The organism is Agrobacterium deltaense RV3, from assembly GCF_900013505.1.
Classification (GTDB): domain Bacteria; phylum Pseudomonadota; class Alphaproteobacteria; order Rhizobiales; family Rhizobiaceae; genus Agrobacterium; species Agrobacterium leguminum.
Window position 1 is genome coordinate 1,658,262 of record NZ_LT009746.1, and the last position, 26,585, is coordinate 1,684,846.

General features: G+C 60.1%; 26 protein-coding genes. 10 read left to right on the top strand and 16 right to left on the bottom strand.

What is annotated here, in order from left to right:
* Positions 1-69 precede the first annotated feature (69 nt).
* Positions 70-903 (bottom strand): MurR/RpiR family transcriptional regulator, encoded by an 834-nt coding sequence (locus AGR7B_RS21965; protein ID WP_080857886.1) that lies wholly within the window; start codon positions 901-903, stop codon positions 70-72.
* Positions 904-1,201: 298 nt separating this feature from the next.
* Between AGR7B_RS21965 and AGR7B_RS21970 the strand changes: the two genes are divergently transcribed.
* A complete protein-coding gene (locus tag AGR7B_RS21970) occupies positions 1,202-1,939 on the top strand; it encodes a sulfate transporter family protein (protein ID WP_003523128.1) in 738 nt (245 codons plus the stop codon).
* Here AGR7B_RS21970 and nth read toward each other — a convergent pair.
* Positions 1,901-2,683 carry an endonuclease III gene (gene nth / locus AGR7B_RS21975; protein WP_080857887.1) on the bottom strand — a complete coding sequence of 261 codons (783 nt, stop codon included), beginning with the start codon at positions 2,681-2,683 and terminating at the stop codon, positions 1,901-1,903. The genes AGR7B_RS21970 and nth overlap by 39 nt on opposite strands.
* Positions 2,684-2,720: 37 nt before the next feature.
* Between nth and AGR7B_RS21980 the strand changes: the two genes are divergently transcribed.
* The 4 genes from AGR7B_RS21980 (at position 2,721) to AGR7B_RS21995 (ending at position 4,877) form a co-directional block, all read left to right on the top strand.
* Positions 2,721-3,203: a DUF2244 domain-containing protein gene (locus tag AGR7B_RS21980; RefSeq protein ID WP_080857888.1), complete on the top strand. Its 483-nt coding sequence runs from the start codon at positions 2,721-2,723 to the stop codon at positions 3,201-3,203.
* Between the two features lie 217 nt (positions 3,204-3,420).
* Positions 3,421-4,293, top strand: a complete 873-nt coding sequence (locus tag AGR7B_RS21985; RefSeq protein WP_080857889.1) for a methylated-DNA--[protein]-cysteine S-methyltransferase — start codon at positions 3,421-3,423, stop codon at positions 4,291-4,293.
* A gap of 54 nt (positions 4,294-4,347) precedes the next feature.
* Complete coding sequence (locus AGR7B_RS21990) at positions 4,348-4,584, top strand: CopG family ribbon-helix-helix protein (protein ID WP_035228253.1); 237 nt, start codon at positions 4,348-4,350, stop codon at positions 4,582-4,584.
* Positions 4,585-4,589: 5 nt separating this feature from the next.
* On the top strand, positions 4,590-4,877 hold the full coding sequence (locus AGR7B_RS21995) for a type II toxin-antitoxin system RelE/ParE family toxin (RefSeq protein ID WP_059759532.1): 288 nt from the start codon (positions 4,590-4,592) through the stop codon (positions 4,875-4,877).
* Here AGR7B_RS21995 and AGR7B_RS22000 read toward each other — a convergent pair.
* Positions 4,874-5,848, bottom strand: a complete 975-nt coding sequence (locus tag AGR7B_RS22000) for a sugar-binding transcriptional regulator (protein ID WP_162934227.1) — start codon at positions 5,846-5,848, stop codon at positions 4,874-4,876. The genes AGR7B_RS21995 and AGR7B_RS22000 overlap by 4 nt on opposite strands.
* 206 nt (positions 5,849-6,054) lie before the next feature.
* Here AGR7B_RS22000 and tal point away from each other — a divergent pair, with 206 nt between their 5' ends.
* On the top strand, positions 6,055-7,020 hold the full coding sequence (gene tal, locus AGR7B_RS22005; protein WP_065656345.1) for a transaldolase: 966 nt from the start codon (positions 6,055-6,057) through the stop codon (positions 7,018-7,020).
* A 106-nt stretch (positions 7,021-7,126) separates the two neighbouring features.
* On the opposite strand, the gene AGR7B_RS22010 is transcribed toward tal, so the two are convergent.
* Complete coding sequence (locus tag AGR7B_RS22010; protein WP_080857891.1) at positions 7,127-7,900, bottom strand: IclR family transcriptional regulator; 774 nt, start codon at positions 7,898-7,900, stop codon at positions 7,127-7,129.
* 199 nt (positions 7,901-8,099) lie between these two features.
* Here AGR7B_RS22010 and AGR7B_RS22015 point away from each other — a divergent pair, with 199 nt between their 5' ends.
* A complete protein-coding gene (locus AGR7B_RS22015) occupies positions 8,100-8,831 on the top strand; it encodes an SDR family oxidoreductase (RefSeq protein WP_080857892.1) in 732 nt (243 codons plus the stop codon).
* A gap of 58 nt (positions 8,832-8,889) precedes the next feature.
* Here AGR7B_RS22015 and AGR7B_RS22020 read toward each other — a convergent pair whose 3' ends face one another.
* From AGR7B_RS22020 to AGR7B_RS22040, 5 genes are all read right to left on the bottom strand, one after another.
* Positions 8,890-9,063: a DUF1328 domain-containing protein gene (locus AGR7B_RS22020; RefSeq protein ID WP_003499086.1), complete on the bottom strand. Its 174-nt coding sequence runs from the start codon at positions 9,061-9,063 to the stop codon at positions 8,890-8,892.
* Positions 9,064-9,272: 209 nt separating this feature from the next.
* Complete coding sequence (locus AGR7B_RS22025) at positions 9,273-10,127, bottom strand: metal ABC transporter permease (protein WP_080857893.1); 855 nt, start codon at positions 10,125-10,127, stop codon at positions 9,273-9,275.
* Positions 10,124-10,984: a metal ABC transporter permease gene (locus AGR7B_RS22030; protein ID WP_080857894.1), complete on the bottom strand. Its 861-nt coding sequence runs from the start codon at positions 10,982-10,984 to the stop codon at positions 10,124-10,126. The genes AGR7B_RS22025 and AGR7B_RS22030 overlap by 4 nt, the downstream gene beginning before the upstream one ends.
* The gene (locus AGR7B_RS22035; protein WP_162934228.1) at positions 10,965-11,873 is read right to left on the bottom strand and encodes a manganese/iron ABC transporter ATP-binding protein; all 909 of its coding nucleotides are present in this window, start codon (positions 11,871-11,873) and stop codon (positions 10,965-10,967) included. Before AGR7B_RS22035 ends, AGR7B_RS22030 begins: the two co-directional genes overlap by 20 nt.
* Positions 11,870-12,760: a metal ABC transporter substrate-binding protein gene (locus AGR7B_RS22040; protein WP_080857896.1), complete on the bottom strand. Its 891-nt coding sequence runs from the start codon at positions 12,758-12,760 to the stop codon at positions 11,870-11,872. Before AGR7B_RS22040 ends, AGR7B_RS22035 begins: the two co-directional genes overlap by 4 nt.
* 313 nt (positions 12,761-13,073) lie before the next feature.
* On the opposite strand from AGR7B_RS22040, the gene AGR7B_RS22045 reads away from it, so the two are divergent.
* On the top strand, positions 13,074-13,976 hold the full coding sequence (locus AGR7B_RS22045) for a hypothetical protein (protein WP_161987898.1): 903 nt from the start codon (positions 13,074-13,076) through the stop codon (positions 13,974-13,976).
* 52 nt (positions 13,977-14,028) lie between these two features.
* Here AGR7B_RS22045 and AGR7B_RS22050 read toward each other — a convergent pair whose 3' ends face one another.
* The 7 genes from AGR7B_RS22050 to AGR7B_RS22080 all read right to left on the bottom strand — a co-directional run bounded on the left by AGR7B_RS22050 (position 14,029) and on the right by AGR7B_RS22080 (position 23,500).
* Positions 14,029-15,768: a patatin-like phospholipase family protein gene (locus AGR7B_RS22050; protein WP_080857897.1), complete on the bottom strand. Its 1,740-nt coding sequence runs from the start codon at positions 15,766-15,768 to the stop codon at positions 14,029-14,031.
* A gap of 308 nt (positions 15,769-16,076) precedes the next feature.
* Entirely contained in the window at positions 16,077-17,576 is a 1,500-nt protein-coding gene (gene lysS / locus AGR7B_RS22055; RefSeq protein WP_080857898.1) for a lysine--tRNA ligase, read from the bottom strand.
* Positions 17,577-17,824: 248 nt separating this feature from the next.
* Positions 17,825-19,282 (bottom strand): glutamate--tRNA ligase, encoded by a 1,458-nt coding sequence (gene gltX, locus AGR7B_RS22060; protein WP_080858211.1) that lies wholly within the window; start codon positions 19,280-19,282, stop codon positions 17,825-17,827.
* 211 nt (positions 19,283-19,493) lie between these two features.
* On the bottom strand, positions 19,494-21,266 hold the full coding sequence (locus AGR7B_RS22065) for an SLC13 family permease (protein ID WP_080857899.1): 1,773 nt from the start codon (positions 21,264-21,266) through the stop codon (positions 19,494-19,496).
* A gap of 155 nt (positions 21,267-21,421) precedes the next feature.
* Positions 21,422-21,733: a GIY-YIG nuclease family protein gene (locus AGR7B_RS22070; protein WP_080857900.1), complete on the bottom strand. Its 312-nt coding sequence runs from the start codon at positions 21,731-21,733 to the stop codon at positions 21,422-21,424.
* A gap of 155 nt (positions 21,734-21,888) precedes the next feature.
* On the bottom strand, positions 21,889-22,650 hold the full coding sequence (locus tag AGR7B_RS22075) for a TerC family protein (protein ID WP_080857901.1): 762 nt from the start codon (positions 22,648-22,650) through the stop codon (positions 21,889-21,891).
* A 163-nt stretch (positions 22,651-22,813) separates the two neighbouring features.
* Positions 22,814-23,500 carry a TetR/AcrR family transcriptional regulator gene (locus tag AGR7B_RS22080; protein ID WP_065656355.1) on the bottom strand — a complete coding sequence of 229 codons (687 nt, stop codon included), beginning with the start codon at positions 23,498-23,500 and terminating at the stop codon, positions 22,814-22,816.
* A gap of 160 nt (positions 23,501-23,660) precedes the next feature.
* Between AGR7B_RS22080 and AGR7B_RS22085 the strand changes: the two genes are divergently transcribed.
* Both AGR7B_RS22085 and AGR7B_RS22090 read left to right on the top strand, forming a co-directional pair.
* Complete coding sequence (locus tag AGR7B_RS22085) at positions 23,661-24,875, top strand: HlyD family secretion protein (protein WP_065656356.1); 1,215 nt, start codon at positions 23,661-23,663, stop codon at positions 24,873-24,875.
* A 34-nt stretch (positions 24,876-24,909) separates the two neighbouring features.
* Complete coding sequence (locus tag AGR7B_RS22090) at positions 24,910-26,493, top strand: DHA2 family efflux MFS transporter permease subunit (RefSeq protein ID WP_065656357.1); 1,584 nt, start codon at positions 24,910-24,912, stop codon at positions 26,491-26,493.
* Positions 26,494-26,585: the final 92 nt, after the last annotated feature.

Sequence of the window (26,585 nt, forward strand, 5' to 3'; positions counted from 1 at the left end):
GACCTTCTCCCCGGCGGGGAGAAGAAACAAGCTGTGGCCGCTCGATCCATAAGCACGCACTGTTGTCGTTCAACTGCGCAGCGAGCGTTTCAGGGCCGTGAGGTTCTTTGCCCTTGCCCTGCCGCTGTCATCGGCGCTGGCGTCAAGCGCACAGAGGGTGAATTCCAGCAGGGAGACCAGTTGCAGCAGGCCCTGGCCGCCATTCTGCGCCTGCGGCATGGCAAGGCAGAGATCGGCGCTTTCCGGTCCCCATTCATAAAAGCGTGTGGTGATCAGCAATGTCCTGTAGCCGCTCTTGCGCGCCATTGCCGACAGGCGTTGCAGGGGCGACAGGGCGCCGCCGCAATCCATGATGACGAGCAGCGCCTGCGCGGGGTCGAAATCCCACAGGGCCACATAGGCCGCGCTGTCGCTGCCGAGATAATGGATATGGCCCCGGCTCTCCAGAAGCCGCCCGTAAAAATGCCGCCCGGCATCGAGACCTTCCGGAGAGGTTGCCAGAAAAACATTGCCCGCCGTGGCGATCTCGTTCATGGCGACCCGCCAGATCGATTGGGTGGTCATGTCAAAAGCGGTCTGGATGGCCTGAATCTGCTGGGACAGAAGCTGTGAAAACGGGTTGGAATGGCGTTCGCCGCCCTCGGCCATGGCGGGTTGGTCGGCGCCGACCGTTTCTTCGGCATGGCGCAGATCGGCGCGGATGTCGCTGAATTGCCGATATCCCAGCGAGCGCAGGAAACGGCCGACCGTCATCGGACTGAGGCTCAGCTTGGCGGCGAGCGTCTGCGCCGTCTCGAACGGCAATTCGTCCAGATGTTCGATCAGATATTTGGCGATCTTGCGCTCTGAAGGGGTGCCTGCCTTCATGGCGCGCGTAAGGTTCAACAGCAGCTTTTCCACCAACGCCTCATTCTTTTATCTTTATTGAACGATGATGCATGCGCGCGCGCAAACGAGCGTGCGAACCGCAATTTGACGGTGGGGGATAGCTTTTCCGGCCTTGTCCTCCACCGGACCGGAATGCGAAATATAATAGGTATATTATTATATTTTAGAGATACCTTTTATTCAAGAGAAATTCCATCTGCGGTTTAAATCCAGCCATTTGGCATATTTCCGCCCGTCTTGCAGAGCGGGCGGGCAGCACTTATCTCTCGTCTGGTAAGTGTGTTTCAACGCGAAAGGCGTCGAGGAGTTCCGGATGATTTTTGATGCGGCGAGGCTTGCCTTCCACAATCTCTTTGCCGCCGAAACCCGGTCGGTCTTCTGGAAGGTTCTGGGGCTCACGCTTCTCGTGCTTGCCGCGCTGTGGTTCGCTATCCGCTCGATCTTCATTTATTTCGCCCTGCCGTGGGTGGATACGCTGATCCCCGGCGTGCCGGATTGGGCGGGCTGGTTGACCTTCGTTTTCGCCATTTTCGCCGGCATCGGGCTGGCGCTGGCGCTCGCGCTGCTCATTTCGCCGGTCACCGCCGTCATTGCCGGCCTGTTTCTCGACGATGTCGCCGAAGTGGTTGAGAAAAAGAGCTATCCGAACGATCCGCCGGGCAAGGCGATGCCGGTCGGCGAGGCCGTTCTGTCGTCCATCAAGTTCTTCGGTGTCGTCATTGCCGGCAACATTGTCGCGCTGTTGCTGCTTCTGGTGCCGGGTATCAATCTCATCGCGTTTTTTCTGGTGAACGGCTATCTGCTCGGCCGGGAATTCTTCGAATTCGCGGCGATGCGTTTCCGCTCGCCCGCCGAAGCGAGGTTGTTCCGCTCAAAACACCGCACCACCGTTTTCATGGCCGGGCTGGTGATAGCGGCCTTCCTGGCGGTGCCGTTCCTCAACCTGTTGACGCCGCTTTTTGCCGCCTCGATGATGGTGCATCTGCACAAGGCCGTCAGCCGGCGCGATCCCTCATTCGCTAGCGGCCGCACCGAACAACTGCGCGGGTAATTCCACCAGCGGCGCTGGAATATCGAAGGTCTTTTCCGGCGATTTGCAGATATCGGCAATCACGCAGCGTTCGCATTCCGGCTTGCGCGCCTTGCAGCAATAACGCCCGTGCAGGATCAGCCAGTGATGGGCATGGAACAGATATTGTTCGGGAATGATGCGGATCAGCCGGTCTTCAACCTCGTCAGGGGTTTTGCCCGGCGCAAGACAGAGCCGGTTGGCAATGCGGAAGACGTGTGTATCCACCGCAAGCGTGGGCACGCCGAAGGCCATGGACATCACCACATTGGCCGTCTTGCGGCCCACACCCGGCAGCGTCACCAGCTCCTCGCGGGTTTTCGGCACCTCGCCGCCGAAATTGTCGATCAGCATCTGCGACAGGGCAATGACGTTTTTCGCCTTGTTGCGGTAAAGCCCGATGGTCTTGATATGGCCGATCAGTTCTTCCTCGCCGAGCGCCAGCATCTTTTCCGGCGTATCGGCCACCTTGAACAGCGCGCGTGTGGCCCGGTTCACGCCCACATCGGTCGCCTGCGCGGAAAGCGCCACAGCCACCAGCAGGGTGAAGGGATTGGTATGTTCCAGCTCGCCTTTCGGCTCCGGCCGCTGAATGGAAAAGCGCCGGAAGATCTCGGTGAGCTCGTCCTTGGAATAGGCCGTTTTCACCCGCGCCGGCTTGCGCGCGGATGCCGGATTTGACTTTTTCAATGTTTGGGTGCTGGATCGTTTTTTGGCGACTGTCATGGACTATCTATAGCCAGCCCGCCCTGAGGAAAGCAACGTGGATACGCTCAACGACCAGCCGATTTTCGCGGCGGAACTCGTTCCGCACCGTTCGCTTGGCAGAAGGGGTTTCCGGCTGCTCCTGCTTTTCTCCGGCCTGGCCTGCCTTGTCTATGGTGGCTTTTTCCTCGCCACCGGGGCATGGCCGGTCGGCCTGTTTTTAGGGCTGGATTTCCTGCTTCTTTATGCCGCCTTCCGCGCCAATTACCGGGCGGCGAAGGCGCGGGAAGAGGTCAGCGTCTCGCGCACCAGCCTGTCGATCCGCAAATTTTCTCCCGCCGGGCGGATGGTGGAGCATCGCTTCAATCCCTTCTGGGCGCGCTTCAGGGTGAGGCGGCATGACGAGATCGGCATCGTCTCCATGCATGTGACGGGTGAAGGCCGGGCGACCGATATCGGTTCGTTTCTCAATCCGGATGACCGGGAAAGTTTCGCCAAGGCTTTTGGCGGTGCGCTGGCGACTGTCAGGCGGCGGATGTAAGAGGATAATCCAGCTCTCCCTCCGTCATTCCGGCCCTGAGCCGGAATCCAGCCGACGCGCGTCCGCGCGGCGGAAAAGACTCCTTTCAGCCCAAGGACTTGGGCTGGCTGGATACCGGCTCGAGGCCGGTATGACGGTAGAAATGGAGCAGGGCGCAAGAAACGGGTGGAGACGCAGTCGCTTTAATGGTTTTCTCTTACCCGTTAGGAGATTTGCGATGAACGCCAATATTACGCTGAACGAAGACATCACCCCCATCGGATCGGATTACGACACGGTGCGCGGGGTTATCGAGCTTTTGACGCTGGATTATCGCGAGCAGCCCTCCCTCGAAGCCATTGCCGCAGAGCTTGGCCAGTCGCCGACGCAATTGCAGAAGACCTTCACCCGCTGGGCCGGCCTTTCGCCCAAGGCATTCCTGCAGGCCGTAACGCTCGATCATGCCAAGAGGCTGTTGCGCGAAGAGGATTTACCGCTGCTGGAAACCTCGATCGAGGTCGGTATGTCTGGTCCCGGACGCCTGCACGATCTGTTCGTCACCCATGAGGCCATGTCGCCCGGCGAATGGAAGGCCAAGGGCGGCGGGCTGACGATCCGTTACGGTTTCCACACCTCGCCCTTCGGTCTTGCGCTGGTCATGGTGACCGATCGTGGCCTTGCCGGCTGCGCCTTCGCCGATCCGGGCGAGGAAAGGGCCTGTTTCGAGGACATGGCCGGCCGCTGGCCGAATGCGGAATATTCTGAGGATCGCGAAGCGACGGCACCCTACGCCGCCCGCATCTTCGATCCATCCATGTGGTCGGCGGACAGGCCGCTGCGCGTCGTGCTGCTCGGCACGGATTTTCAGGTGCGGGTCTGGGAAAGCCTCCTGAAAATCCCGATGGGCCGCGCGGTTACCTATTCGCACATCGCCTGCGATATCGGCCAGCCCACCGCGTCGCGTGCGGTTGGTGCTGCGGTCGGGGCAAACCCGGTGTCCTTCGTGGTTCCCTGTCATCGCGCTGTCGGTAAAAGTGGGGCTCTGACGGGCTATCACTGGGGCCTGACCCGCAAGCGGGCGATGCTCGGCTGGGAAACGGGGAAGGTGTGAGGCGAGGCTTGGATTGTCTTTGCCGATCTGCCTGGGATCGGTTATTCTTGGCCCATGAAAAGCACGATTGAACTTCCCGACGATCTTAAACACCGGCTGGATATCTTGGCCGAGCGCTCGAACTCGACTCCAAGCCGCATCATAGAAGATGCGCTTTCTCATGGACGTTCTCTGGCATGGCAGGAGAAATGGACGAGCGGCGTGAGGGCAGGGTTGGCGGAGGCCGATGCCGGGGAGTTTGTTACTGAAGAAGAAATCAACGTCGTTCTGAATAAATATGCCAAGGCCTGAAACGCGTGCGGTTGGTTTGGACGCGGCGTTATCTCCGGGAGCTTGATGCTATAGGCGACTATATCGCCGAACGTAATCCGCGTGCGGCAGTAAAAGTCGTTAGGGCAATTCACCAGACGACGGCACGTCTTTTGTCCGATAATCCTCATTTAGGACGCAGTGGCGAAATCGAAGGGACTAGGGAGCTGGTTATTTCCGGCCTGCCCTACATCGTCGCCTATCGCGTGACGGAGCAACAGGTCGAAATCCTGTTCGTGCAACATGCCGCTCGCGAATGGCCCGACGAGGCCTAAACCAGCTCCATCAACGCTCTTGCCGCCGCCTCGTCTGTAATCAGCGTATTGCACCCGATCCGCTTGATCGTGGCGCGGATGGCGATGGCGCGGTGGGCGCCGCCGGAGGCCAGCACGATGTGTTTTGCCTTGCGCAGCGTGTCGAGATCGATTGCCATGGCGCGCTGGTTGATCGGGTGATCGACCGAGCGACCTTCGGCATCGATGAAATTGAACATGGTGTCGCAAACGCAGCCGGCATCGATGAGTTCCTGCAGCGTCGTCTTGGAAATGAAGCCTTCCGACAGCGAGGTCGAATGCGGGCCGATATCGCCGCAGGAGACGATGGCGAGATCGAGCGTTTCGGCGAGATCGTAAAGCGTCGCAAGCCCGCATTTTTCGATCAGCGCCCGTTTTGTCTCGACGGAATCTACCAGAAGCGGCGCAAGGAACATGTAACATTCCGCTCCGAGCGCGCTCGCCAGCCGCCAGGTGTAATCCAGCGGGTTGGTCTGGTGCACGGCGACGATACCGCCGAGCAGCGAGACGACCTTGCAATTTTCCCGGCGCGGCGGGCGGAAGCTGGAAAGCGAGGCGGTCATGGTGCGGCCCCAGCCGACGCCGATGGTGGCCTCATTCGGCACCGCTTCTGAGAGGAATTGCCCGAGCGCCAGCCCGACGGCCTTGGCCGTGCCTTCGGCGTTCGCCTTATCCGGGGAAGGGATGATCACCGCCTCGTCCAGCCCGTAAGCCGCCTCCAGCCGGCCGGCCAGCTCGACGAAATCCTCAATGCCTTCGTTGATCCATATCTGCACTTCGGAGCGCTTCATCGCCTCGTCCAGAAGGCGGATGACGGTGGAGCGGCTGATGCCCAGTTTCTCGGCGACATCCTTCTGCGTCATGCCCTGATTATAATAGAGCCATGCGGCGCGCAGCCGCAGAGACGCCGCTTCCGAATAGGCCGTATGGGTTTCTCTTCTCAGTTTCGCCACGGTTTCCGCCATTCTTTATGAGCCGCCGAGTATCGCAGGCGTGAAACTTATGTCAATTGCGATGCGCAAATGTCTTGACTTTCGTGTCTTCGACTTGCGATAGTTGGAACCGACGAAACCGCGATTTCGGCCTTGGGCGCACCCCCGGTGCGGGAACGAAATGACGGCTGAGCAAGTTTTCAAGAGATCATGAAGGATCATCAGATATGACATCCAAACTCGAACAACTTCGCGCCATCACCACGGTCGTTGCCGATACCGGCGATATCGAGGCGGTTGCGCGCCTGAAGCCGGTGGATTGCACCACCAACCCGACCATCGTTCTGAAGGCGCTCGGCACACCGGCCTTTGCCGATGCGGTGAAGGAAGCCGTCGCATGGGGCAAGAAGCAGGGCGGCCAGTCCGACGCCGTGGTTGCCGCCGTTGCCGACCGTCTTGCCATTTCCGTGGGCGCAGCCCTTGCCGGCCTCGTTCCCGGCCGTGTGTCGACCGAAGTCGATGCCGACCTTTCCTTCGACACGCAAGCCTCCATCACCAAGGCGCGCCACATCATTGCCGCCTATAAGGAGCGCGGCATCGAGCGTGAACGTATCCTCATCAAGCTCGCCTCCACCTGGGAAGGCATCAAGGCTGCCGAGGTTCTCCAGTCCGAAGGCATCGATTGCAACCTGACCCTGCTGTTCTCGCAGGCACAGGCGATTGCCTGCGCCGAAGCCAAGGTCTTCCTCATCTCGCCCTTCGTTGGCCGTATTCTCGACTGGTACAAGAAGTCCACCGGTGAGACCTACACCGCCGAGACCGATCCGGGCGTCGTTTCTGTGCGCAGCATCTACAATTACTACAAGGCCAATGGCATCAGCACCGTCGTCATGGGCGCTTCCTTCCGCAATGTCGGCGAAATCGAAGCGCTGGCCGGTTGCGACCGCCTGACGATCAGCCCGGCGCTGCTGGAAGAGCTGGACAAGGACAGCGGCAAGCTGGAGCGCAAGCTTTCGCCCGACAATGTCAAGGCAGAGCCGCTGCAGTCGCTCGACGAGAAGGCATTCCGCTGGGCGCTCAACGAAGATGCGATGGCCACCGAGAAGCTCTCGGAAGGCATCCGCCTCTTCGCCAAGGATCTGGTGACGCTGCGCGAAATGGTCCGCAAGGAACTGACGCTGGCTGCGGCCTGATACAAAAAGGGGGAACCATCCACGTTCCCCCTGCGTTTAAGAGATATAAATCTCCAGTCACTCAAAACGCGATCGGGTCCCTGCCGGTCGCGTTTTTTTGTGCGTTTCAGGAATTTCCGTTTCCCGTCGCCACTTCGGAAATCCGCTTTGCCGCCTCGCGGATCAGCGCTTCACATGCCTCGCGTGTCGGGGCCTTGCCGCCAAGCGGGGTAATATAGGGGCAGGTGATGACGGCAAGCGCAGTGCCGTCCAGCGTCAGCACCGGGGCGGAAATATTGCGCACGCCGGCGGTCTGAAGGCTGTCCATGGATTCGAAACCGTTTTTGCGCACCTCCGCCAGCCGCACGGCAAGGTCCGGCGGCACGGTTTCGCCGCTGCCGCGCACCTGTTCGGTTATCATAATCTGGCGCTGCGCTTCCGTCTGGAAGGCCAGAAGCACATGGCCGGAGCCGGTGTGGAACAGGCTCATCTGCGCGCCGACCCGCATGGACATGGCCCAGTAGGTGGACGATTCCTGCTGGGCGATGACAACGACGCTGCCGCGATCATAAATCGCCAGATGACAGGCCTGCTCGGCGCTTGCCGAAAAATCGCGCATGACCGGTGCGGCGAAAGAAACCAGCCGGCGGATCGGCGCGTGGAAATGCGCCAGCCCGAACATTTTCAGCGTCAGTGAGAAGCGGTCTCCGTCAAGTCGCTGCACATAGCCGCGGCGCACCAGCCGGTCCAGCATGCGATAAAGCTCGTTCGGGCTTTTGCCGATAGACTTGGCGATCTCGATCTGGGTCAGCCCGCCATCGGTGCGGGCCAGAAGTTCGAGAATATCCAGACCCTTGTCGAGGGCGGGAGCGCGATATCTTTCGCTGTCGTCGTCGGTCATCTGGCCTCGATGGTGTTTTGCGCGGTCGCCGGGTGGGCAGCCTGAAAATATGGTTGCCCGATAGCCGACATCGACGCAAGTTTGCTTGACGCCATATGAATACAGCGTTTACATATGAATTGTCGATCCATATTTGAGATCATCGAAATTCAGCGGTCCGGTGCCTGAAGGGCGGGCGGGCCTTAGCGGGAGGCTATTCATGGTGCAGGATTTTAACGGCCGGACAGTGGTGATCACCGCCGCCGGTCAGGGTATCGGCCGGGCCGCGGCGGAGCGGTTCGTGTCGCTCGGCGCGCGCGTCATCGCCACCGATATCAACGAACAGGCGCTTTCGACGCTTAAAGGTGCGGAAACCCGGGTTCTTAACGTGCTGGATGGCGATGGCGTCAAGGATTTCGCCGCCGATATCGGCCATGCGGATGTGCTGTTCAACTGCGCGGGTTTCGTTCATTCCGGCACCATTCTCGATTGCGAAGAGAAGGACTGGGATTTCTCCTTCGATCTCAACGCCAAGGCCATGTATCGCACCTGCCGCGCCTTCCTGCCCGGCATGCTGGAAAAGGGCAAGGGCGCAATCGTCAACATGTCTTCCGTCGCTTCCAGTGTGAAGGGCGTGCCGAACCGTTTCGCCTATACCGCCTCCAAGGCGGCCGTGGTGGGTCTGACCAAAGCCATCGCCGCCGATTTCGTGACAAAGGGCATTCGCTGCAACGCCATCTCCCCCGGCACGGTCGATAGCCCGTCCCTGCATGACCGCCTGCGCGCCACCGGCAATTACGAACAGGCGTTGGCCGATTTCATCGCCCGCCAGCCGATGGGCCGTATTGCCACGCCGGAAGAAATCGCGGCACTCGTTACCTATCTCGCTTCGGACGAGGCAGGTTTCACCACCGGCCAGATTCACGTCATTGACGGCGGCTGGACTGGCTGAATCTTTTTAAGGGAGAGAGGAGAGGCGACCGGCGTAAAAACCGGTCGCCTTTTTTCATTCAGACGACGGCGCTTCCGGCCATCAGTGCAAGCACGAGGAAGACCAGGAAGATCACCACGGCGATGAAGAACAGGATTCGGGCCACGCCCGCCGCGGCTGCCGAAATGCCGGTAAAGCCGAATACGCCCGCGATCAAAGAGATAACAAAGAAAATAAGAGCCCACTTCAGCATGGCGCTTCCCCTTTTGCATAATTTCCCGAGCCCGCCGCCCCGCGACAGGCTCGGTAAAATGACGCGCAAAAGGCGAAAATGTTCCATACGCCCGCAAAAATCGTTATTTTAGAGTGTTTTCGCTTTTCTTCGAATAGCGAAAACACTCTAACTCTTGTTTTGGCGCATTTCCGGACGGAAAACCGGGGTCCACTTTTCCTGTACATGCTCTAGAAACCTGTTTCCCCTGCCGCATCGATCCTCCTCGCCTTCAAGGTGGTGCGGATGAAGGTGGCAACGAAAGCAAGGCTCATGAACATGACGATGGTGGGGGCCGGCGCGCTGTCGATGAGGAAGCTCAGCCATATGCCTGCCAGCGATGAGGTTATCGCCACCGCAATGGCCACCAGCAGCATGGCGGAAAAACGCCGGGTCAGCAGGAAGGCGATTGCGCCCGGCGCGACCAGCATGGCGACCGAGAGGATGATACCCACCGCCTTCAGCGCCCCGACGACGGTGAGCGACAGGACCATCAGCAGACCGTAATGCAGCACCCGCACTGGCAGGCCGATGGCTTTCGCATGCTGCGCATCGAAGGCGTTGACCAGCAGGTCCTTGCGGAGAATGCCGAGAAACAGCGTGGCGAAAAGTGCGATCAGGCCCGTCTCCAGCATGTCCGACGGCGCAATGCCCAGCATGTCGCCGAAGAGGATGTGGTCGAGATGCACATCGCTCTGCACTTTCACATAAAGCACCAGCCCCAGCCCGAACATGCCGGAAAAAACGATGCCCAGCACCGTGTCTTCCTTGATGCGGCTGTTTTCCTTGATGAAACCGGTGCCGAGCGCGCAGATCATGCCGGCGATGAAGGCGCCGATGGAAAGCGGGATGTTGACGATATAGGCCAGCACCACGCCGGGCAGCACGGCGTGGGAAACCGCATCGCCCATCAGCGACCAGCCCTTCAACACCAGAAAACAGGAGAGCATCGCCATAGGCACCGCAATCATCAGGGTGATGACGAAGGCATATTGCATGAAGGGCAGCTGAAACGGCAGGATGGCGAGTTCGAGATATTCGCTCATGGCGTCTCCTCCAGCGCCCTGCGGGCCTTGGCGCGGGAAGCGAGAAGCCCGTGCTTGGGCGCAAAGACGAAGGCGGCAAGGAAGATCGCGGTCTGCAGCACGACGATGACGCCGCCGGTCGCACCGTCGAGGAAATAGCTGAGGTAAGCGCCGACGAAGCTGGTGGCCGCGCCGATGATGAGGCTCATCAGGATCAGCCGTTCGAAACGGTCGGTCAAGAGATAGGCGGTGGCGCCCGGCGTCACCACCATGGCGACGACGAGGAAGGCCCCAACGGTCTGGAGGGCGGCAACCGTGGAAGCGGCAAGCAGGGTGAAGAAGATCAACTTCAGCACTTCCGGCTTCAGCCCCACGGTGCGGGCGTGGTTCTCATCGAAGAACACCACCATGAAGTCACGCCATTTCAGCGCCAGCACGATGAGGCTGATGCCGCCGATCAGCGCAAGCTGAATGGTGTCTTCGGCGGTGATTGCGAGAATATTGCCGAGCACAATGGTCTGGATATTCACCGAGGTGGGCGAGAGCGACACCATGAACAGGCCGAGCCCGAAAAACGAGGTGAAGATCAGCCCGATGATCGCGTCTTCCTTCAGTCGTGTCTTCTGGTTCAGGAACAGCATGGAACCGGCCGCAAGCCCGCCGGAAAGGAACGCGCCCAGCGAAAAGGGCAGGCCCAGCATATAGGCGCCCGCCACGCCCGGAACGATGGCATGGGAAAGCGCATCGCCGATCAGCGACCAGCCCTTCAGCATCAGATAGGCAGAGAGAAAGCCGCAGACGCCGCCCACCAGTGCGCTGACCCAGATGGCGTTCAGCATGTAACCATAGGTGAAAGGCTCAAGAAGGCTGTTTATCATCGACTTTTTCTTTCGGAGCCTCAGGATCGCGCCCGTTCTGGCCGTTCTTGCCGTAGATTACGAAAGGCCGCTCGTCATCGGTGATAACCTTCACCCGGCGCGGATCGGCGTCGTTATGCAGGTCTGCCCCGCCAAGAACGAAGTGGCGCAGGCTGCCGCCGAAGGCTTTTTGCAGGTTCTCCTCGTTGAAGGTATCCACCGTCTTGCCCGATGCCAGCACCGTGCCCTTGACGAAGACGGCGCGGTCACAGAATTCCGGCACGCTGCCGAGATTATGGGTGGAGACCAGCATGACGCGGCCCTCATCACGCAGCGCCTTCAAAAGTGCGACGATCTGCTCTTCCGTCGTTACGTCGACACCGGTAAAAGGCTCGTCCAGCAGGATCACCTGACCCTCCTGCGCCAGCGCGCGGGCCAGAAACACCCGCTTCTTCTGCCCGCCGGAGAGTTCGCCGATCTGGCGCTTGCGATAGTCCAGCATATTGACGCGTTTCAGCGCCTCTTCGACCATGTGATGGTCGCGTTTCGAGGGAATGCGCAGGAAATTCATGTGGCCGTAACGGCCCATCATCACCACATCCTCCACCAGCACCGGAAAGCTCCAGTCCACCTCCTCGGCCTGCGGCACATAAGCGACGAGGTTTTTCCGGAGCGCTTCCTTCACCGGCAGGTCGAAAATAGAGACGGAACCGGCGGCCAGCGGCACGAAACCCATAATGGCCTTGAAAATCGTGGACTTGCCGGCGCCATTGACGCCGACAAGTGCAGTGATCGTTCCGCGGGGGATGGAAAAGCTGGCATTTCTTAATGCGGTGTGGCCGTTTCGATAAGTCACTGTCGCATTTTGAACCGTCAGGCCGCCGCCTGATTTTTTACTGCCCATTCTCATGAAGACAGCCCCTTGGCAATGGTTTCGCTGGTCACGCGCAAAAGGTCCAGATAGGTCGGAACCGGGCCGTCCGCCTCGCTCAGCGAGTCCACATAGAGGATGCCGCCATAGGCCGCGCCGGTTTCCTTGGCCACCTGCTCTGCGGGATCGGCGGAAACCGTGCTTTCGCTGAAGATGACGTGGATATTGTGCGCGCGCATGGCGTCGATCACGCCGCGCACCTGCTGCGGTGTGCCCTGGCTGTCGGCATTGACCGGCCACAGGAACAGTTCCTTCAGGCCGAAATCGCGGGCGAGATAAGAAAACGCGCCTTCACTCGTTACCAACCAGCGCTTGTTTTCCGGCAGAACGGAAAGCGCGTCGCGGATCGGCTGCACGGTGGCTCTGATCTTGTCCGAATAGGCCTTGGCATTGGCGGCATAGACATCGGCATGGGCAGGGTCGATTTCGGTCAGGCCCTTGCGGATATTTTCCACGTAGATCAAGGCGTTATCGGGCGACATCCAGGCGTGCGGATTGGGTTTTCCCTGATAGGCGCCGCCGCTGATGGCCATGGGTTCCACGCCGTCGCTCACCGTCACGCTCGGCACGCCGGAAAGGTTGGCCAGGAACTTTTCAAACCACAATTCCAGATTGAGGCCATTGCGAAGCACCAGATCGGCCTTGCGGGCTTTGAGAATATCGCGCGGCGTTGGCTGGTAGTTGTGAATTTCAGCGCCCGGCTTGGTAATGCTTTCCACCTCGGCCGCATCGCCCGCCACATTGCGCGCCATGTCGGCGATAATGGTGAAGGTCGTCACGACAGTCGGTTTTTCCTGAGCAAGGGCAGCGCCGGGAAGAAAAAGCGAAAAAGCGAAAATCGCGTGGCGGATTTTATGGACGTTCACGGGCTCACCAGATTTTGTTGCGATTAATTCGCAATACCATCTGTTATAAAATCACGCTTGTCAACGCTATTGCAAATCATTCGCAAATTAGTGCATTTCGCAAATGTCCGAAAATGGTGCGTTTTTGCCGGTGTTGCACCGGCGGGATTAAACTTTTTTCAATGAGAAAGCGGCACTATCGCAAGGCTCGGACAGCGTGGTCCGAAGCTTGTCCCGCGTGTGTTCCTCATCCTTCGAGCCACGTTTTGGGGTGAGGGCGTAAGACGGGGTACTTGATGTCAGGATGTTGCGGGTGAAAGCTGTATTCGGACGAATGCGGTTTTCGCGCAAGCTCGTTATGATTGGAGGCGGGATCCTGCTTTTGGCGGGTGCGACCGGCTCTGCTGCCGTGTTTATCGGCAGCGAGCGGCTGCTCGGCCCATCCTATGCCTCCACTAACGGGCTTTCCTGCGACGCGGTCCAGACGGTCAATATCCGCAAGAACGGTTCCCTTTGGGTCCGCAAATTCATTCGTACCCAGGGCGGTGACGGCACAGAGCGGCTGAAGACTGCGCTTCGTGTCGCAAGGGCGGTTTACGACAAGCAGAAACCCGATCTGGTTCAGGTCTCCGTGCTCGACAAGAACGGTCCGCAGCTGCGCTCGGAAATGCGTGGCCGTGCCATTGCCGCACAGGTGGTTTTCATTCCCGATCCGGCAAAAATTCCCGAAGGCGCGGATGCCCATCGTTATTCGGCCTTTTATTACGATGGCGCCGCCAATGCCAGCGGCCAGTTTTACGGCCTGCGTATCGATCTGCCGCTGGAAGATGCCGAGGCGCTGGCGGCAGGCCTCAGCGATTCGGCCGATTGTGCGACCCCGGCTCTGGATGCCGGTTCTGAAGGCCATGAAGGAAAACCCGCGAAAACTGCGACGGGACACGGCGAAACCAAAGATGACGGCGCGGGCGGCCATGGCGGCGCGCCGGCGGAAGCCAACGAAGGCGGGGCTGCCCATGGCGAAACCCCGTCTCCCGAAGCGCATGGCGAACCGGCTGCCGACGAACTTCTCACCTCGACGCCGGAAGCCGATGGCGGCAGCATCTTCAGCCTGTCCTATCTGAAATCGCTGATCTTCGGCAAAGGCTCGACGACCGCACAGGCGGCGGAAGAAAAGCCGGCTGCCGAAAATGCGCCGGCGGAAGAACCCGGTGCGGAGAAAAAGGCCGCGAGCCACTAAGCGGGCGAGGGCGGTTTCTCCCCGAACCCTTCCGTGGCTCGCATCTGACCTGTCATATATCCGGCCCGATCCGAAGTCGGCCAGCCGGATTTGGAAATTTCTTCCGTTTGTTGACGATTGCCGGAGAGAAACTCTGCGACAGGGCGGCAAAGGCGGCAATGCGGGCGATCAGCTTTTCCCTATCGCCCTTTGTCACGGCTTCGTAGCTCTCGATCTCGTCGATATAGCCCGTCAGCCAGTCTTGATATTTGCCTTCGTTCCACAGCCGCTCAGTCGCAAACACCGTGTCTTCCAGCCGATCATAGGCAACGAGTGTCCGTCGCCAGCGATGCTCGTCGAAATCCAGCGCGCCATTGGCGAAGAGCGATCCGACTTCGAGGCCGTAGCTCATCAGCTTCGCAGAGCGTTCCGGCGGCATGGTGAGGTTCAGCCCGCCTTCCTCTTCGTTAAGGAAAACGCGGGCGATACGTTCTCTCTGGCCCGGCATGGTGGCGAGCGACTGATCCTGCCAGTCCTTCGCCGAGCTGAGGATGCTGCCGAGAAAGCCGCTCATTTTTTCCATCTTGTGAACGGGCACGCCGATCCCTTCGCCGGCCGCCTGCGGGATCGTGACGCGCTTCATGCTGCTGGCGATAGATTTCGGCAATTCATCGAGGCTAAGCGCGAAAGTGGGGCGCGACGGAAGCAGGGCATCGAAAAGATGAATGGGGAAGTTGCTGCTGATACCGCCATCGGAGAACCAGATTTTCGCCTTCATGACGGGCCGCGCTTTGCCGCCGAGACGCTGCACGATATCCAGCGTGCCGCGATCGTTGGTATAGGCCGGAATGGCCTTGAACAGCACCGGGAAGCTCAGGCTCATGCGCGTTGCGATGATGACCGGCAACTGGGCGGGCTCCGGAAAAGCCTTGAGTTCGGGAAAGGGGCCGCCCGGTGTTGCGATCTGCTTGAGCCAGTTCATCACGGCCGCGGGAAAGAGCTGGCTCCATTCCGTCGGATCGTAAGCCACCATGAGACTGGTGGTCGGAAGCGTGTGCGGCCGCCGCATCGACAGGTTCGTCGTCACCATCTTGAGGTTGATGACCGGCTTCTCCGGCTCCGCGCCGATGAGATCGCCGAAGGTCAGCGGTGGCGCGGTTGCTGCGTCGCTGCCGAAAGCGATGTCCTGGATCGATGCATGAAGCCATTCCGTCAGGCCCGGAACCTCGGCATCGGAAACCGTCAGTCCCGAGCAGAAACCGAAGCCGTCTCTTGGCAACCGGTAGAAAACCAGCCACAGGATCTGGCCGAGGATGCCGGCCAGCATTCCCACCAATCCCCCGAGAACCGACCCGGCCCAACCGCCGCCCAGAACCCACAAGGCGCCGGCGCCGATGACAATGCCAACTATGGCTGCCAGCGGAAAAGCAAGGAGCAAGCCTAGGACCTTGCCCGGCCAGCCGCCGGCCTGCGCCCACAGCAGGTAACGCATCAGCGGGCGAAAACGGCGCTGGGGCTGGAAAAGCCTGTCCAGAATGGTGGGTATCGTGTCGCAATGAGCCTGCAGGCGGGTGAAGCCATTCGGATCGTTTCTGACCGTGCGGGAATATTCCGCCGCCGCCGCAAAGGCGGCGGCAATCGCCCCCGCCGATGTGCCGCCTATCGAGCGGAAGCGATACCGGCGCGCCAGTTCCAGAACCGCATAGGGATAAACGACGCCGGAGGTGATGCCGCCTTTCATCACCACGTCGCATTCCTTTTCAGGTGCGGCAAACATATCGGGCTGGTATTTGGGAAGCTCATTCTCGGGCATGCGTATTTCCCCCCCCCGGCGGCTCCTGATCGAAAGCCGTCAAACACAATGCGAATGATGGAGAATGGGTATCACAAGTTGAGGTGAGGTCGCCAGTATATTCTACTAAAAGTTAAATAAACTTGCACGATCCGTTCGCTGAAAGCCGGATGATTACTTGCGGGCGTCTATCTCTGGAGAGGAAAACCGGCAGACAAACGGGCGAAACCTCGCCACACTCCCCGACGTCAAGAAAATACGCCCTTCGCCACCAGCGAGAAAATCGGGGCGCGGAAGGCGGCCGTGAGGCCGCCCCGGGTTTCGTCCGATCAGTCCGCCTTGTTGCGGCGGGCCGGGAAGAGGATGACGTCGCGGATCGACGGAGCATTGGTGAGCAGCATGATCAGGCGGTCGACGCCGATGCCGAGGCCGCCGGCGGGCGGCATGCCCTGGTCGATGGCGTCGAGGAACTCGTCGTCCAGCTGCTTGTCCTTTTCGCCGCGGGCGTGCGCCTGTTCCAGCTGCTCCACCATGCGGCGGCGCTGTTCTTCCGGGTCGTTGAGTTCGGAGAAGGCATTGCCCACTTCCCAGGCGTTGCAATAGCTTTCGAAACGCTCGACGAGGCGAGGTTCGCCCGGCACTTCCTTGGCGAAGGGCGAGATGTCCTTCGGGAAATGCGTGACGTGGCTCGGCTGGATCAGCGTGCCTTCCACTTTTTCTTCAAAGATGAAGGCAAGGCATTCGCCCCAGGTCCAATCCTTCTCCACCGCAAAGCCTGCGGCCTTGGCAGCGGCGCGGGCTTCTTCGTCGGTCTTGAGGCCAAGGAAATCGATACCAGTTGCTTCCTTCACCGCATCAGGCATCGGCACGCGCTTGAACGGACCCTTGAAAGAGATCGTCTGGCCCTGGAATTCCACTTCGGTCGTGCCGTGAAGGGCAATCGCCAGCGTCTCGAACAGCCGCTCCACGAGACCCATGATGTCCTCGTAGTCGGCATAGGCCCAATAGCACTCCATCATGGTGAATTCAGGATTGTGCCTTGTGGAAACGCCTTCGTTGCGGAAGTTGCGGTTGATTTCGAACACCTTGTCGGTGAGGCCCGAAACCAGCGTGCGCTTCAGGAACAGTTCCGGCGCGATGCGCAGATACATGTCCATCTTCAGCGTATTGTGGAAGGTCTTGAACGGATCGGCCGTCGCGCCGCCATAGATGGTCTGCAGCATCGGCGTTTCCACTTCGAGGAAGCCTTCGGTCTCCATGAAACGGCGGATGCCGGAAAGGATTTTCGAGCGCTGCAGGAAGCGCAGCTTGGATTCCTCGTTGGAGAGAATGTCGAGATGACGCTTGCGGTAACGCAGCTCGATGTCGGAGACGCCATGCCACTTCTCGGGCATCGGCAGCAGCGACTTCGTCAGCATGGTGATTTCTTCGGCGTTGATCGTCAGCTCGCCGCGCTTGGTGCGGCGCACCTTGCCGGTCACGCCGATGATGTCGCCGATATCGATCATCGGAAGCAGGTTGCGCGCCGCTTCCGGCGTCGTATCCTTGTGGGAGAAGATCTGCACCTTGCCGGATGCGTCATGGATATCCATGAACATGCCGGAATTGCGCGAGGAATAAACGCGACCGGCCACCGTCACCGTATCGCCGGTTTCGACGTCGGCTTCGATATCGGCATATTTTTCCGCAAGCTCCGCATTGGTCAGCGTGCGGTGGAAATGCGCCGGATAGACATCGCCGATCTGCTCGCGCAGCAGCGCAAGTTTCTGGCGGCGCACTTCGGTGGCGTCGGAGGAGAGGGCGGTGGTTTCGGTCTTGGTGTCGGTCATTGTGTTCGCCTTTGGCGGCCTTGTTCGTTGCGGTTACCCGTGGCGCTCTGGATTACCCCCCTCTGTCCTGCCGGACATCTCCCCCTCAAGGGGGGAGATCAGATGCCGCGCCCGCCCGTTCCATGGGCAAGGTGTCAGCCGCTTGTCGATCTCCCCCCTTGAGGGGGAGATGCCCGGCAGGGCAGAGGGGGGTACCCCGAGCAGAGGGGTATATTCAGAATGCTGCCGTCACCGCCAGCACATAACTATCAGCTTCCGCTGCCCACCATCGTGGCCACAACGGTAATCGCAGCCTTCAGGCGCTGGCGCACGACGGAGCGGCCGAGCAGCGCCATCGAGTCAAACAGCGGCAGCGAGCGCGAGGAACCGGACATGGCCACAAACAGCGGCGGCGTCACGACGCGCAGTTTCTTGCCGGTGCGTTCGGCGACATCGCGCAGCTCGGCCTCTATCGCTTCCACGTTCCAGTCAGGCATCTTTTCGAGGTCTGCTGCAACCGTGGTGAGGATTTCGTGGATTTCCTCCGGCTTGCTCTTCAGCCCGGCAAAGGAAGCGGGCGTCAGGCCAGCATCGCTTGCGAGCAGGAAGCCGGCAAGGTTCGGCAGCTCGCCGAGCTTGGAAACGCGGCTCTGCGCAAGCTTCAGGCCTTCGGTCAGGCGGGCATTTTCCATCGCCCATTCCAGGGTGCGGGCAATGAACTCCTCCGGCGAAAGCTTTTCGCGCAGCCAGCGGCCGTTCAGCCAGTCCAGCTTCTGGATGTCGAAAATGGCGCCGGCCTTGGACAGCGCTTCCGGATCGAACTTTGCCGCCAGCTCGTCCATGGTCAGAAGCTCTTCGCCTTCGGCGATCTGGATGAAGAACAGGCCAAGGAAGTTCATCAGCGCTTCCGGCAGGTAACCGAGCGCGGAATAATAGGAGATCGAGGTCGGGTTCTTGCGCTTGGAAAGCTTCGACTTGTCGGCGTTGCGCATCAGCGAAAGATGCATGAACGTGGGCTGGTCCCAGCCGAAATAACGGTAAAGCAGAATGTGCTTGGGCACAGACGCCAGCCACTCTTCGCCGCGCGCCACATGGGTGATCTTCATCAGATGGTCGTCGATGACGTTGGCCATGTGATAGGTCGGCATGCCGTCGGCCTTGATCAGCACCTGCATATCGACCGAATCCCACGGGATCGAGACATCGCCATAAACGCCGTCATGGAAATCGCACGAGCCTTCGGTCGGGATTTTCATGCGCACGACGTTGGCTTCACCGGCGGCAACGCGCGCGGTCACTTCCTCGGCCTTCAGGTTGAGGCAATGGCCATCATATTTCGGCGGCTTGCCGGCGGCGCGCTGGGCCTCGCGCATTTCTTCCAGCCGCTCGGGCGTGCAGAAACAGCGGAAGGCATGGCCTTTTTCCAGCAGCTCTTCGGCATAGGGCCAATACATGGCCTTGCGCTCGGACTGGCGGTAGGGACCGTAAGGGCCGCCGACATCCGGGCCTTCCGACCAGGTCAGCCCGGTCCAGCGCAGCGCTTCCAGCACCTTCTGCTCATATTCGAGGGTCGAGCGGGTGGCGTCGGTATCCTCGATGCGCAGGATGAACTCACCGCCATGTTTCTTGGCGAAGAGATAGTTGAACAGCGCGATATAGGCGGTGCCGACATGCGGCTCGCCGGTGGGGGAAGGTGCGATGCGGACGCGAACGCCGGAAGTGGTCATGAAATTCACTCGTCGTGACGTGGCAGTGACATCGGGGCGGTTCACCCGTCTGTCACGATGTTTTCGTTTGGATGCGGCAGGAAATCATGTTGGAAGACGCAATGAAAGCGCCTTTTGCACATTCCCGTTCGGCTTCGGCTTAGGCCATATTCTGCCGCAGGCGTCAAGGAAATACGAAGCCCGCGCTGGTTCAGCGTCCCAGCTGAGAGCCCTAGTTCACTGGCCAGACGTAAAGCAGCATGGGAATGCTGGCGATGACGATCATGATCGACAGCGGCAGGCCAAGGCGCGGATAGTCGCTGAAGCGATAACCGCCGGGGCCCATGACCAGCGTATTGCACTGGTGGCCGATGGGGGTGAGGAAATCGCAGCCGGCGCCGATAGCCACCGCCATCAGGAAGGCCTCCGGCCGGAAACCGAGTGTGGTGGCGAAACCGGCGGCGATGGGGGCCATGACCAGCACGGTGGCGGCATTGTTGAGAAAGGGCGTCACTGCCATGGCGGTGAGCAGGATCATGCCAAGCGCCGCAAAGGGCGGCAATCCCTGCGCGGCATGACCGAGCCAGGCGGCGATCAGTTCGCTCGCCCCGCTGGTGCGGAGCGAGTCGCTGACGGGAATAAGGGCGGCGAGCATGACGAGGATCGGCCCGTCGATGGATTTATAGACCTCGGTGAGCGGTATCGCGCCGACGACGATCATCATGAAGGCGGCGGCGAAAAAGGCGACGGAGACCGGCAGCAACCCGCTGCCGGCGGCGATCATGGCGGCGGCGAGCACGATGACGGGCAGAAGCGCGCGGCGCTGCACGCCCAGCAGGATTTCCCGCTGCGCCAGCGGCAAGAGCGAAAATTCCTGCAATACCTGCGGCAGGTTCTTGCGGCTGCCCTGCAAAAGAATGACGTCGCCCGCCTGCAATGTCAGCTCGGAGAGCCGCTGGCTGACGCGTTGGCCGCGCCGGCTCACCGCGATCAGATTGACGCCACGCGTATAGGACAGCGCGAGTTCACGCGCCGAAATGCCGTTCAGAACCGATTCATTGCTGATCACCGCTTCCATGGAAATGAGATCTGCGGTTTTTTGGCCGTTTTCCATCAGCGGCTTGCCGGAAAGCAGAAGCTTCGCCTGCGAGACGATGCGGTCCAGCCCCTCCGGGCTGCCTTCGAGGAGAATCGTGTCACCCGCCTTCAGCGTCACGTCGGGGAAGGGGGAGATGCGCCGCGGCCCCCGCAGGATGGTGCTGGCGATCACATCGCCGTCGGCCTGTTTCAGCAATTCGCGCAGCGGCTTCTCCGCATAGGTGCTGTCGGCGGGCAGGGTGGCTTCAGCGGTATAGGCGGACTGGTCGAGAATATCCTCCACCGACGCCTGCTGGCGGCTGCGCACCGGCAGCAGCCGGTAACCGAAGGTCAGGAAGATGATGCCGATGACGGTCAGTCCCGCGCCGACGGGCGTGAAGTCGAACATCGAAAAACTCTGCCCGGTCATTTCCTCGCGCAGCCGCGACACGACGATGTTGGGCGAGGTGCCGATCTGCGTCATCAGCCCGCCGAGCAGGGCGGCAAACGCCATGGGCATCAGATAATAAGAGACCGGGCTGCCGGATTTGCGGGCGAACTGGAAGGCGACCGGCATCATGATGGCGAGCGCGCCGATATTCTTGATGAAGGCCGACATGACGGCGACAACGATCATCAGGAAGGCGAGCTGCAGGCTCTTGGAGTGCATTTCGGGGAAATATTTCTTGATCGTCATATCGACGATACCCGACCGCGCCACGGCCGAGCTGACCACCAGCGCACTGCCGACGATGATGACGATATCGTCCGAAAAACCGGAAAAAGCTTTTTCGAAAGGCACGACGCCGAGCGCGACGGCCACAAGCAGCGCACTGCAGGCGACGACATCGTAACGCAGCCTGTCCCAGATGAACGCGACCATCATGCCGGCGATGACGGTGAAGGCGAGAATCTGGTCTGTCGTCATGCTGGCTTATGCTTTCGAAGGAGAGTCGGCGGGAATGACTCTATCGATGAGGATATCGAAGAACGCAAGCCGGGGTGAAGCGGTTCCGGGCTGGATGTCATTCCTATCTCTTCGTCATGCCGGCCGTGAGCCGGCATGACGGAGCGGAGGCATCGTCAGAGAAGAAAATGGGCAATGTCGTCCCAGGCTGGATTGAGATCTTCAATCAACTTGATCTTCCATGCCCGCGGCCAGTTTTTTATCGTCTTTTCTCTCGCGATTGCGTCCGTGACGAGATCGTATGTTTCAAACCACACAAGCGTCTTAACGCCATAGCGGGTTGTGAATCCGGGCGTCAGGTTGTTCTGATGTTCATATAAACGGTGAGAAAGGTCGCTTGTTACGCCAGTATAGAGCGTACCGTTTCTTTTGGATGCAAGAATATAAACGTAACCTTGGCGCATGAGAAAAGCATGCGCAAAGGTCATTAGTTTTGGCAAGAGGCGAAATTATTTCCGTCATACCGGACTTGATCCGGTATCCAGCCGCCGCGCGTCTGCGCGGCGAGAAGAGTCCTTTCAGCCCAAAGACTTGGGCTGGCTGGATTCCGGCTCGAGGCCGGAATGACGGTGGCGAGATGCCGTTAGTGCGTATCGCCTGCCGCCTCCGCCTTTTTGCGCTGCCGCGCATTGCGGGCCAGCATGTTGAGCAGTTCCACCAGCGCCGAGAACGCCATGGCGGCATAGACGTAGCCCTTGGGAACATGGAAGCCCATGCCTTCGGCGATCAGCGTCGTGCCGATCATCATCAGGAAGGCGAGCGCCAGCATGACGATGGTGGGGTTGCGCTCGATGAAGTTGGCGAGCGGCGTTGCGGCCAGCAGCATGACGGTGACGGCCACGACGACGGCGACGATCATGATCGGCAGATGCGGTGTCATGCCGACGGCGGTGATGATGCTGTCTACAGAGAAAACAAGGTCGAGCAGCAGGATCTGGCCGATGGCGGCGCCGAAATTCATCGCGGCCGGGCCACCCACCATGTCTTCCTTGTGATCTTCCGGGTCGACATTGTGGTGAATTTCCTTGGTCGCCTTCCATACCAGGAAGAGACCACCCGCTATGAGGATCATGTCTTTCCACGAGAAGGGGTGGCCGAAGGCTTCGAAAACCGGCGTGGTGAGCTGCACGATCCATGCGACGGTGCCGAGCAGGCCGAGGCGCATGACGAGCGCAAGGCCTATACCGATCTTGCGGGCTTTTTCACGCTGTTCGGGCGGCAGCTTGTTGGTGAGGATGGAGATGAAGATCAGGTTGTCGATGCCGAGCACGACCTCCATGACGATCAGTGTGACGAGCGCCACCCAGGCGGCGGGGTCAGATAGAAGAGGGAGAATGGACTCCATCAGGTAGGTTTTCCTTTCAGCAACAAGGCCAGCCGAAACATTCGGTGGGTGGAATTTATAGCGCAATACGCGAGAAACAAGGAGTTGATGGCTCCGGGGCGCAAGATTTCATCGAAATTTCGCGCAGGCCGCGTATTGGCGTTCACGCCGTTGCTGAATGATCTCAGGCCTTGTCTGTTCCGTAAGCCGCCATGAATACGTTGATGGCGCTGCTGATAACCCGGTCCAGTTCCTCGTCGGGAACCGGGCCTTCCAGTTCGCCGAACAGCCGCAGCTTGAAGAAGGTGCCGGTGGAAAGCTCGATATATTGCCGGGCGGCCAGCTCAGGGTCATCCACTTTCAGATGGCCGATCTCGACCTGATGTTCGATGAAGTCCAGGAGCACGGTGCGCACATTGTTCGGAGCCGAAAGGAAAAAGCGCTGCGCCAGTTTTGGCATGCGATCGATGACGCCGAGCACCGAACGCATGGCGGGAATCATGTCCGAACAGATCATCTTGTTGGCAAAGGCCTTGCCGAACTGTTCCAGCCCCTCGCGCACCTCCTCGGTGCCCTCGAGAATATGGCGCATGGAGGTGGCGAATTCGTTGCGATGGTGGTCGACGAGCGCGACGAACAGATCCTCCTTGTTGGAGAAATAGACGTAGATCGTGCCCTTGGAAACGCCGGCTTCACGCGTGATGTCGTTCATGCTGGCCGCGTCGAAACCCTTGCGCTTGAACACACGCCAGGCGCCCGCCAGAATCTGCTCGCGTTTGGCCGGGTCTTCACCCGCCGCAAAACGCCCGGCGGCATTGCCCGGACAGCCCGTTTCCGTTTCCGTCTCCATATCCCTGTCTTCACCTGCCATCGCTACCGTCTCTTAGCATCGCAATGGCGTAAAAAAAATTAACCGAACGTCGAACCAATCGGTTCGATAACACTTGATATGTGTCAGGAAAGAGATTATGTCAATCGAACCGAACGGTTCAGTTCGAAAAACTTTCTTCAATTTATCACGGTAAGCTCCCATGTCGGCCCAGAAGAATAGCGCGGTTCGCGCCGTCAACGATGCGGAAGAGGCGGATATCTCCGCCAAGGCCGAGACCTCTCCGGCAAAGCCGGCCGAGGCCGCGCCGCCGCAGCAGCCCCAGACCATTGCGCCGCCGAAGCAGAAGAAGCGTTCCAAGCTTCTGCCGGTCATCGCGGTTGCCCTTCTCGCCGGCGCCGGCTGGTACGGTTACAACTGGTGGGTCGACGGCCGCTTCATGGTGTCGACGGACGATGCCTATATAGAAGGCGATATCGCCGTCATCGCACCGAAGGTTTCGGGCTATGTCGCCAAGGTGAACGTGGTCGAGAACCAGGAAGTCAAGGCGGGCGATCCGCTGGTGACGCTGGACGACGGCGATTATCGCATCGCGCTCGATCAGGCCGAAGCCCAGATTCGCACCGAGCAACTGTCACTGAAGCGCATCGATGCGCAGATCGTCGGCGGCGAAGCTTCGCTGGAGCAGGCCGTCGCCCAGAAGGGTGCGCTGGATGCCGCCCTTCGCGGTGCCGAAATCACCCAGAAGCGCGCCAGCGAGCTGCAGGCGAAGGATGTCGGCACGGTTGCCGCTTCCGACAATGCGCAGGTCGCGCTCGATCAGGCCAAGGCGAATGTCGTGGCCGGCGATGCCGCCATCTCCTCGGCCAAGGCCAATGTGGAACTCCTGCGCGCCCAGCGCGAGGAAGCCGAAAGCACGATCCGTTCGCTGCAGCTTTCCCGCGACAAGGCCGCCCGCGATCTTTCCTTCACTGTTCTGAAGGCGCCTTATGACGGCGTCATCGGCAATCTGGCGGTTCAGAACGGCGATCTGGTGTCTGTCGGCAAGCGTCTGGCTTCGCTGGTGCCGATGAACGAGCTTTATATCGACGCCAATTTCAAGGAAACGCAGCTTGCCCGCGTCGTGCCCGGTTCGAAGGTGCGCGTGCATGTCGACGCCTTTGACGACGCGACGATCGAGGGCACGGTGCAGTCGATTTCGCCCGGCTCGGGCTCGGTCTTCTCCATGCTGCCGCCGGAAAATGCGACAGGCAACTTCACCAAGGTCATCCAGCGCGTGCCGGTTCGTATCGTCTTCTCAAAGGAAGACCTTGCAAAGCACAATCTGCGCGCGGGCCTCAGCGTCGTTGTCGATGTCGATACCCGCACGGCGCCGGAAGGCACCAGAACGGCGCAAGTTAACCCGGAAGCCAAGTAAGGCGCATCGCTGATGCGCCGTTGAGGTCAAGATCATGGCGGCTACGGTTGTCGGTACGGGCGGGGCGTCCATCCCCGCCGATCCCCCGATGGACAGGCGCAGGCTCATCGCGTTTTTCGCGATGGTCTTCGGCATGTTCATGTCCATCCTCGACATTCAGATTGTCTCCGCGTCGCTCGCGGAGATCCAGGCGGGTCTCGGCGCGGGTTCCGATGAGATCGCCTGGGTGCAGACCTCCTATCTGATCGCCGAAGTCATCATGATCCCGCTGTCGGGCACGCTGGCGCGCATTCTCTCCACGCGCGTTCTGTTTGCCACCTGCGCGGCCGGCTTCACCATATCGAGCGCGCTCTGCGCCACAGCCACCAATATCGACCAGATGATCGTCTACCGCGCGATCCAGGGCTTTATCGGCGGCGGCATGATCCCCTCCGTCTTCGCCGCCGCCTTCACGATCTTCCCGCCCTCGAAGCGTTCGGTCGTGTCACCAATCATCGGTCTCGTCGCCACGCTTGCGCCCACCATCGGCCCGACGGTCGGCGGTTATCTCTCCAATGCTTTTTCCTGGCACTGGCTGTTCCTCGTCAACATCATCCCCGGCATCATCGTCACCATCCTCACCTGGAGCCTGATCGATTTCGACAAGCCGGAAAAGTCGCTGTGGAAGAAGTTCGACTGGTGGGGGCTGATCTCCATGGCCGTCTTCCTCGGCTCGCTGGAATATGTGCTTGAAGAGGGCAACAACAAGGACTGGTTCAACGACGAGCATATCGTCATGGGAACGGTCGCCATGGTCATCGGCGCGGCCGTGTTCTTCTGGCGCGCCTTCAAGGTGGAATTCCCTGTCGTCGACATCCGCGCCTTCGCCGACCGCAACTTCTCCATCGGCTCGCTGTTTTCCTTCGTCATGGGCATCGGGCTTTACGGGCTGACATATCTTTACCCGCTCTATCTCGGCCGGGTGCGTGGTTACGATGCGCTGATGATCGGCGAGACCATGTTCGTCTCCGGTCTTGCCATGTTCTTCACCGCGCCGATTGCCGGCAAGGTCTCCACCAAGCTCGATCCGCGGGCGATGATGGCCATCGGCTTCATCAGCTTCGGCTGCGGCACATGGATCATGACGCATGTGACGACCGACTGGGATTTCTACGAGCTGCTGATCCCGCAGATCCTGCGCGGTTTCGGCCTGATGATGTGCATGGTGCCGATCAACAACATCGCGCTCGGCACCCTGCCGCCGGCCCGCATCCGCAATGCGTCCGGCCTGTTCAACCTTACCCGTAACCTCGGCGGCGCGGTCGGTCTTGCCATCATCAACACCATGCTGTCGCAGCGCACGGACGACCATTATGTGCGGCTGGCCGAACATGTGAGCTATTCCAACCCGCAGGCGCTGGAATGGCTGAACAGTGTCGGCGCCAACTACGATTCCTACGGGCTGGACGGCGCGTCCGTCGCCGTCAAGAAACTGGTTGGCATGGTCTCGCAGCAGGCATGGATATTGGCCTTCGCGGATGTGTTCTTCGCGCTGACACTGTTGTTCTCGAGCCTGATCTTCATGACCGTGCTGATCCAGAAACCCAAGGCAGCGCCGCCGCCAGACGCGGCGCACTAACAAGAATCCCCTCCCATCCACCGCAGAGCTGGGGCCGTCGGAAATGACGGCCCCTTTTTTGTTTTGAATATGGAGCGAGCGAGGGCGGCATA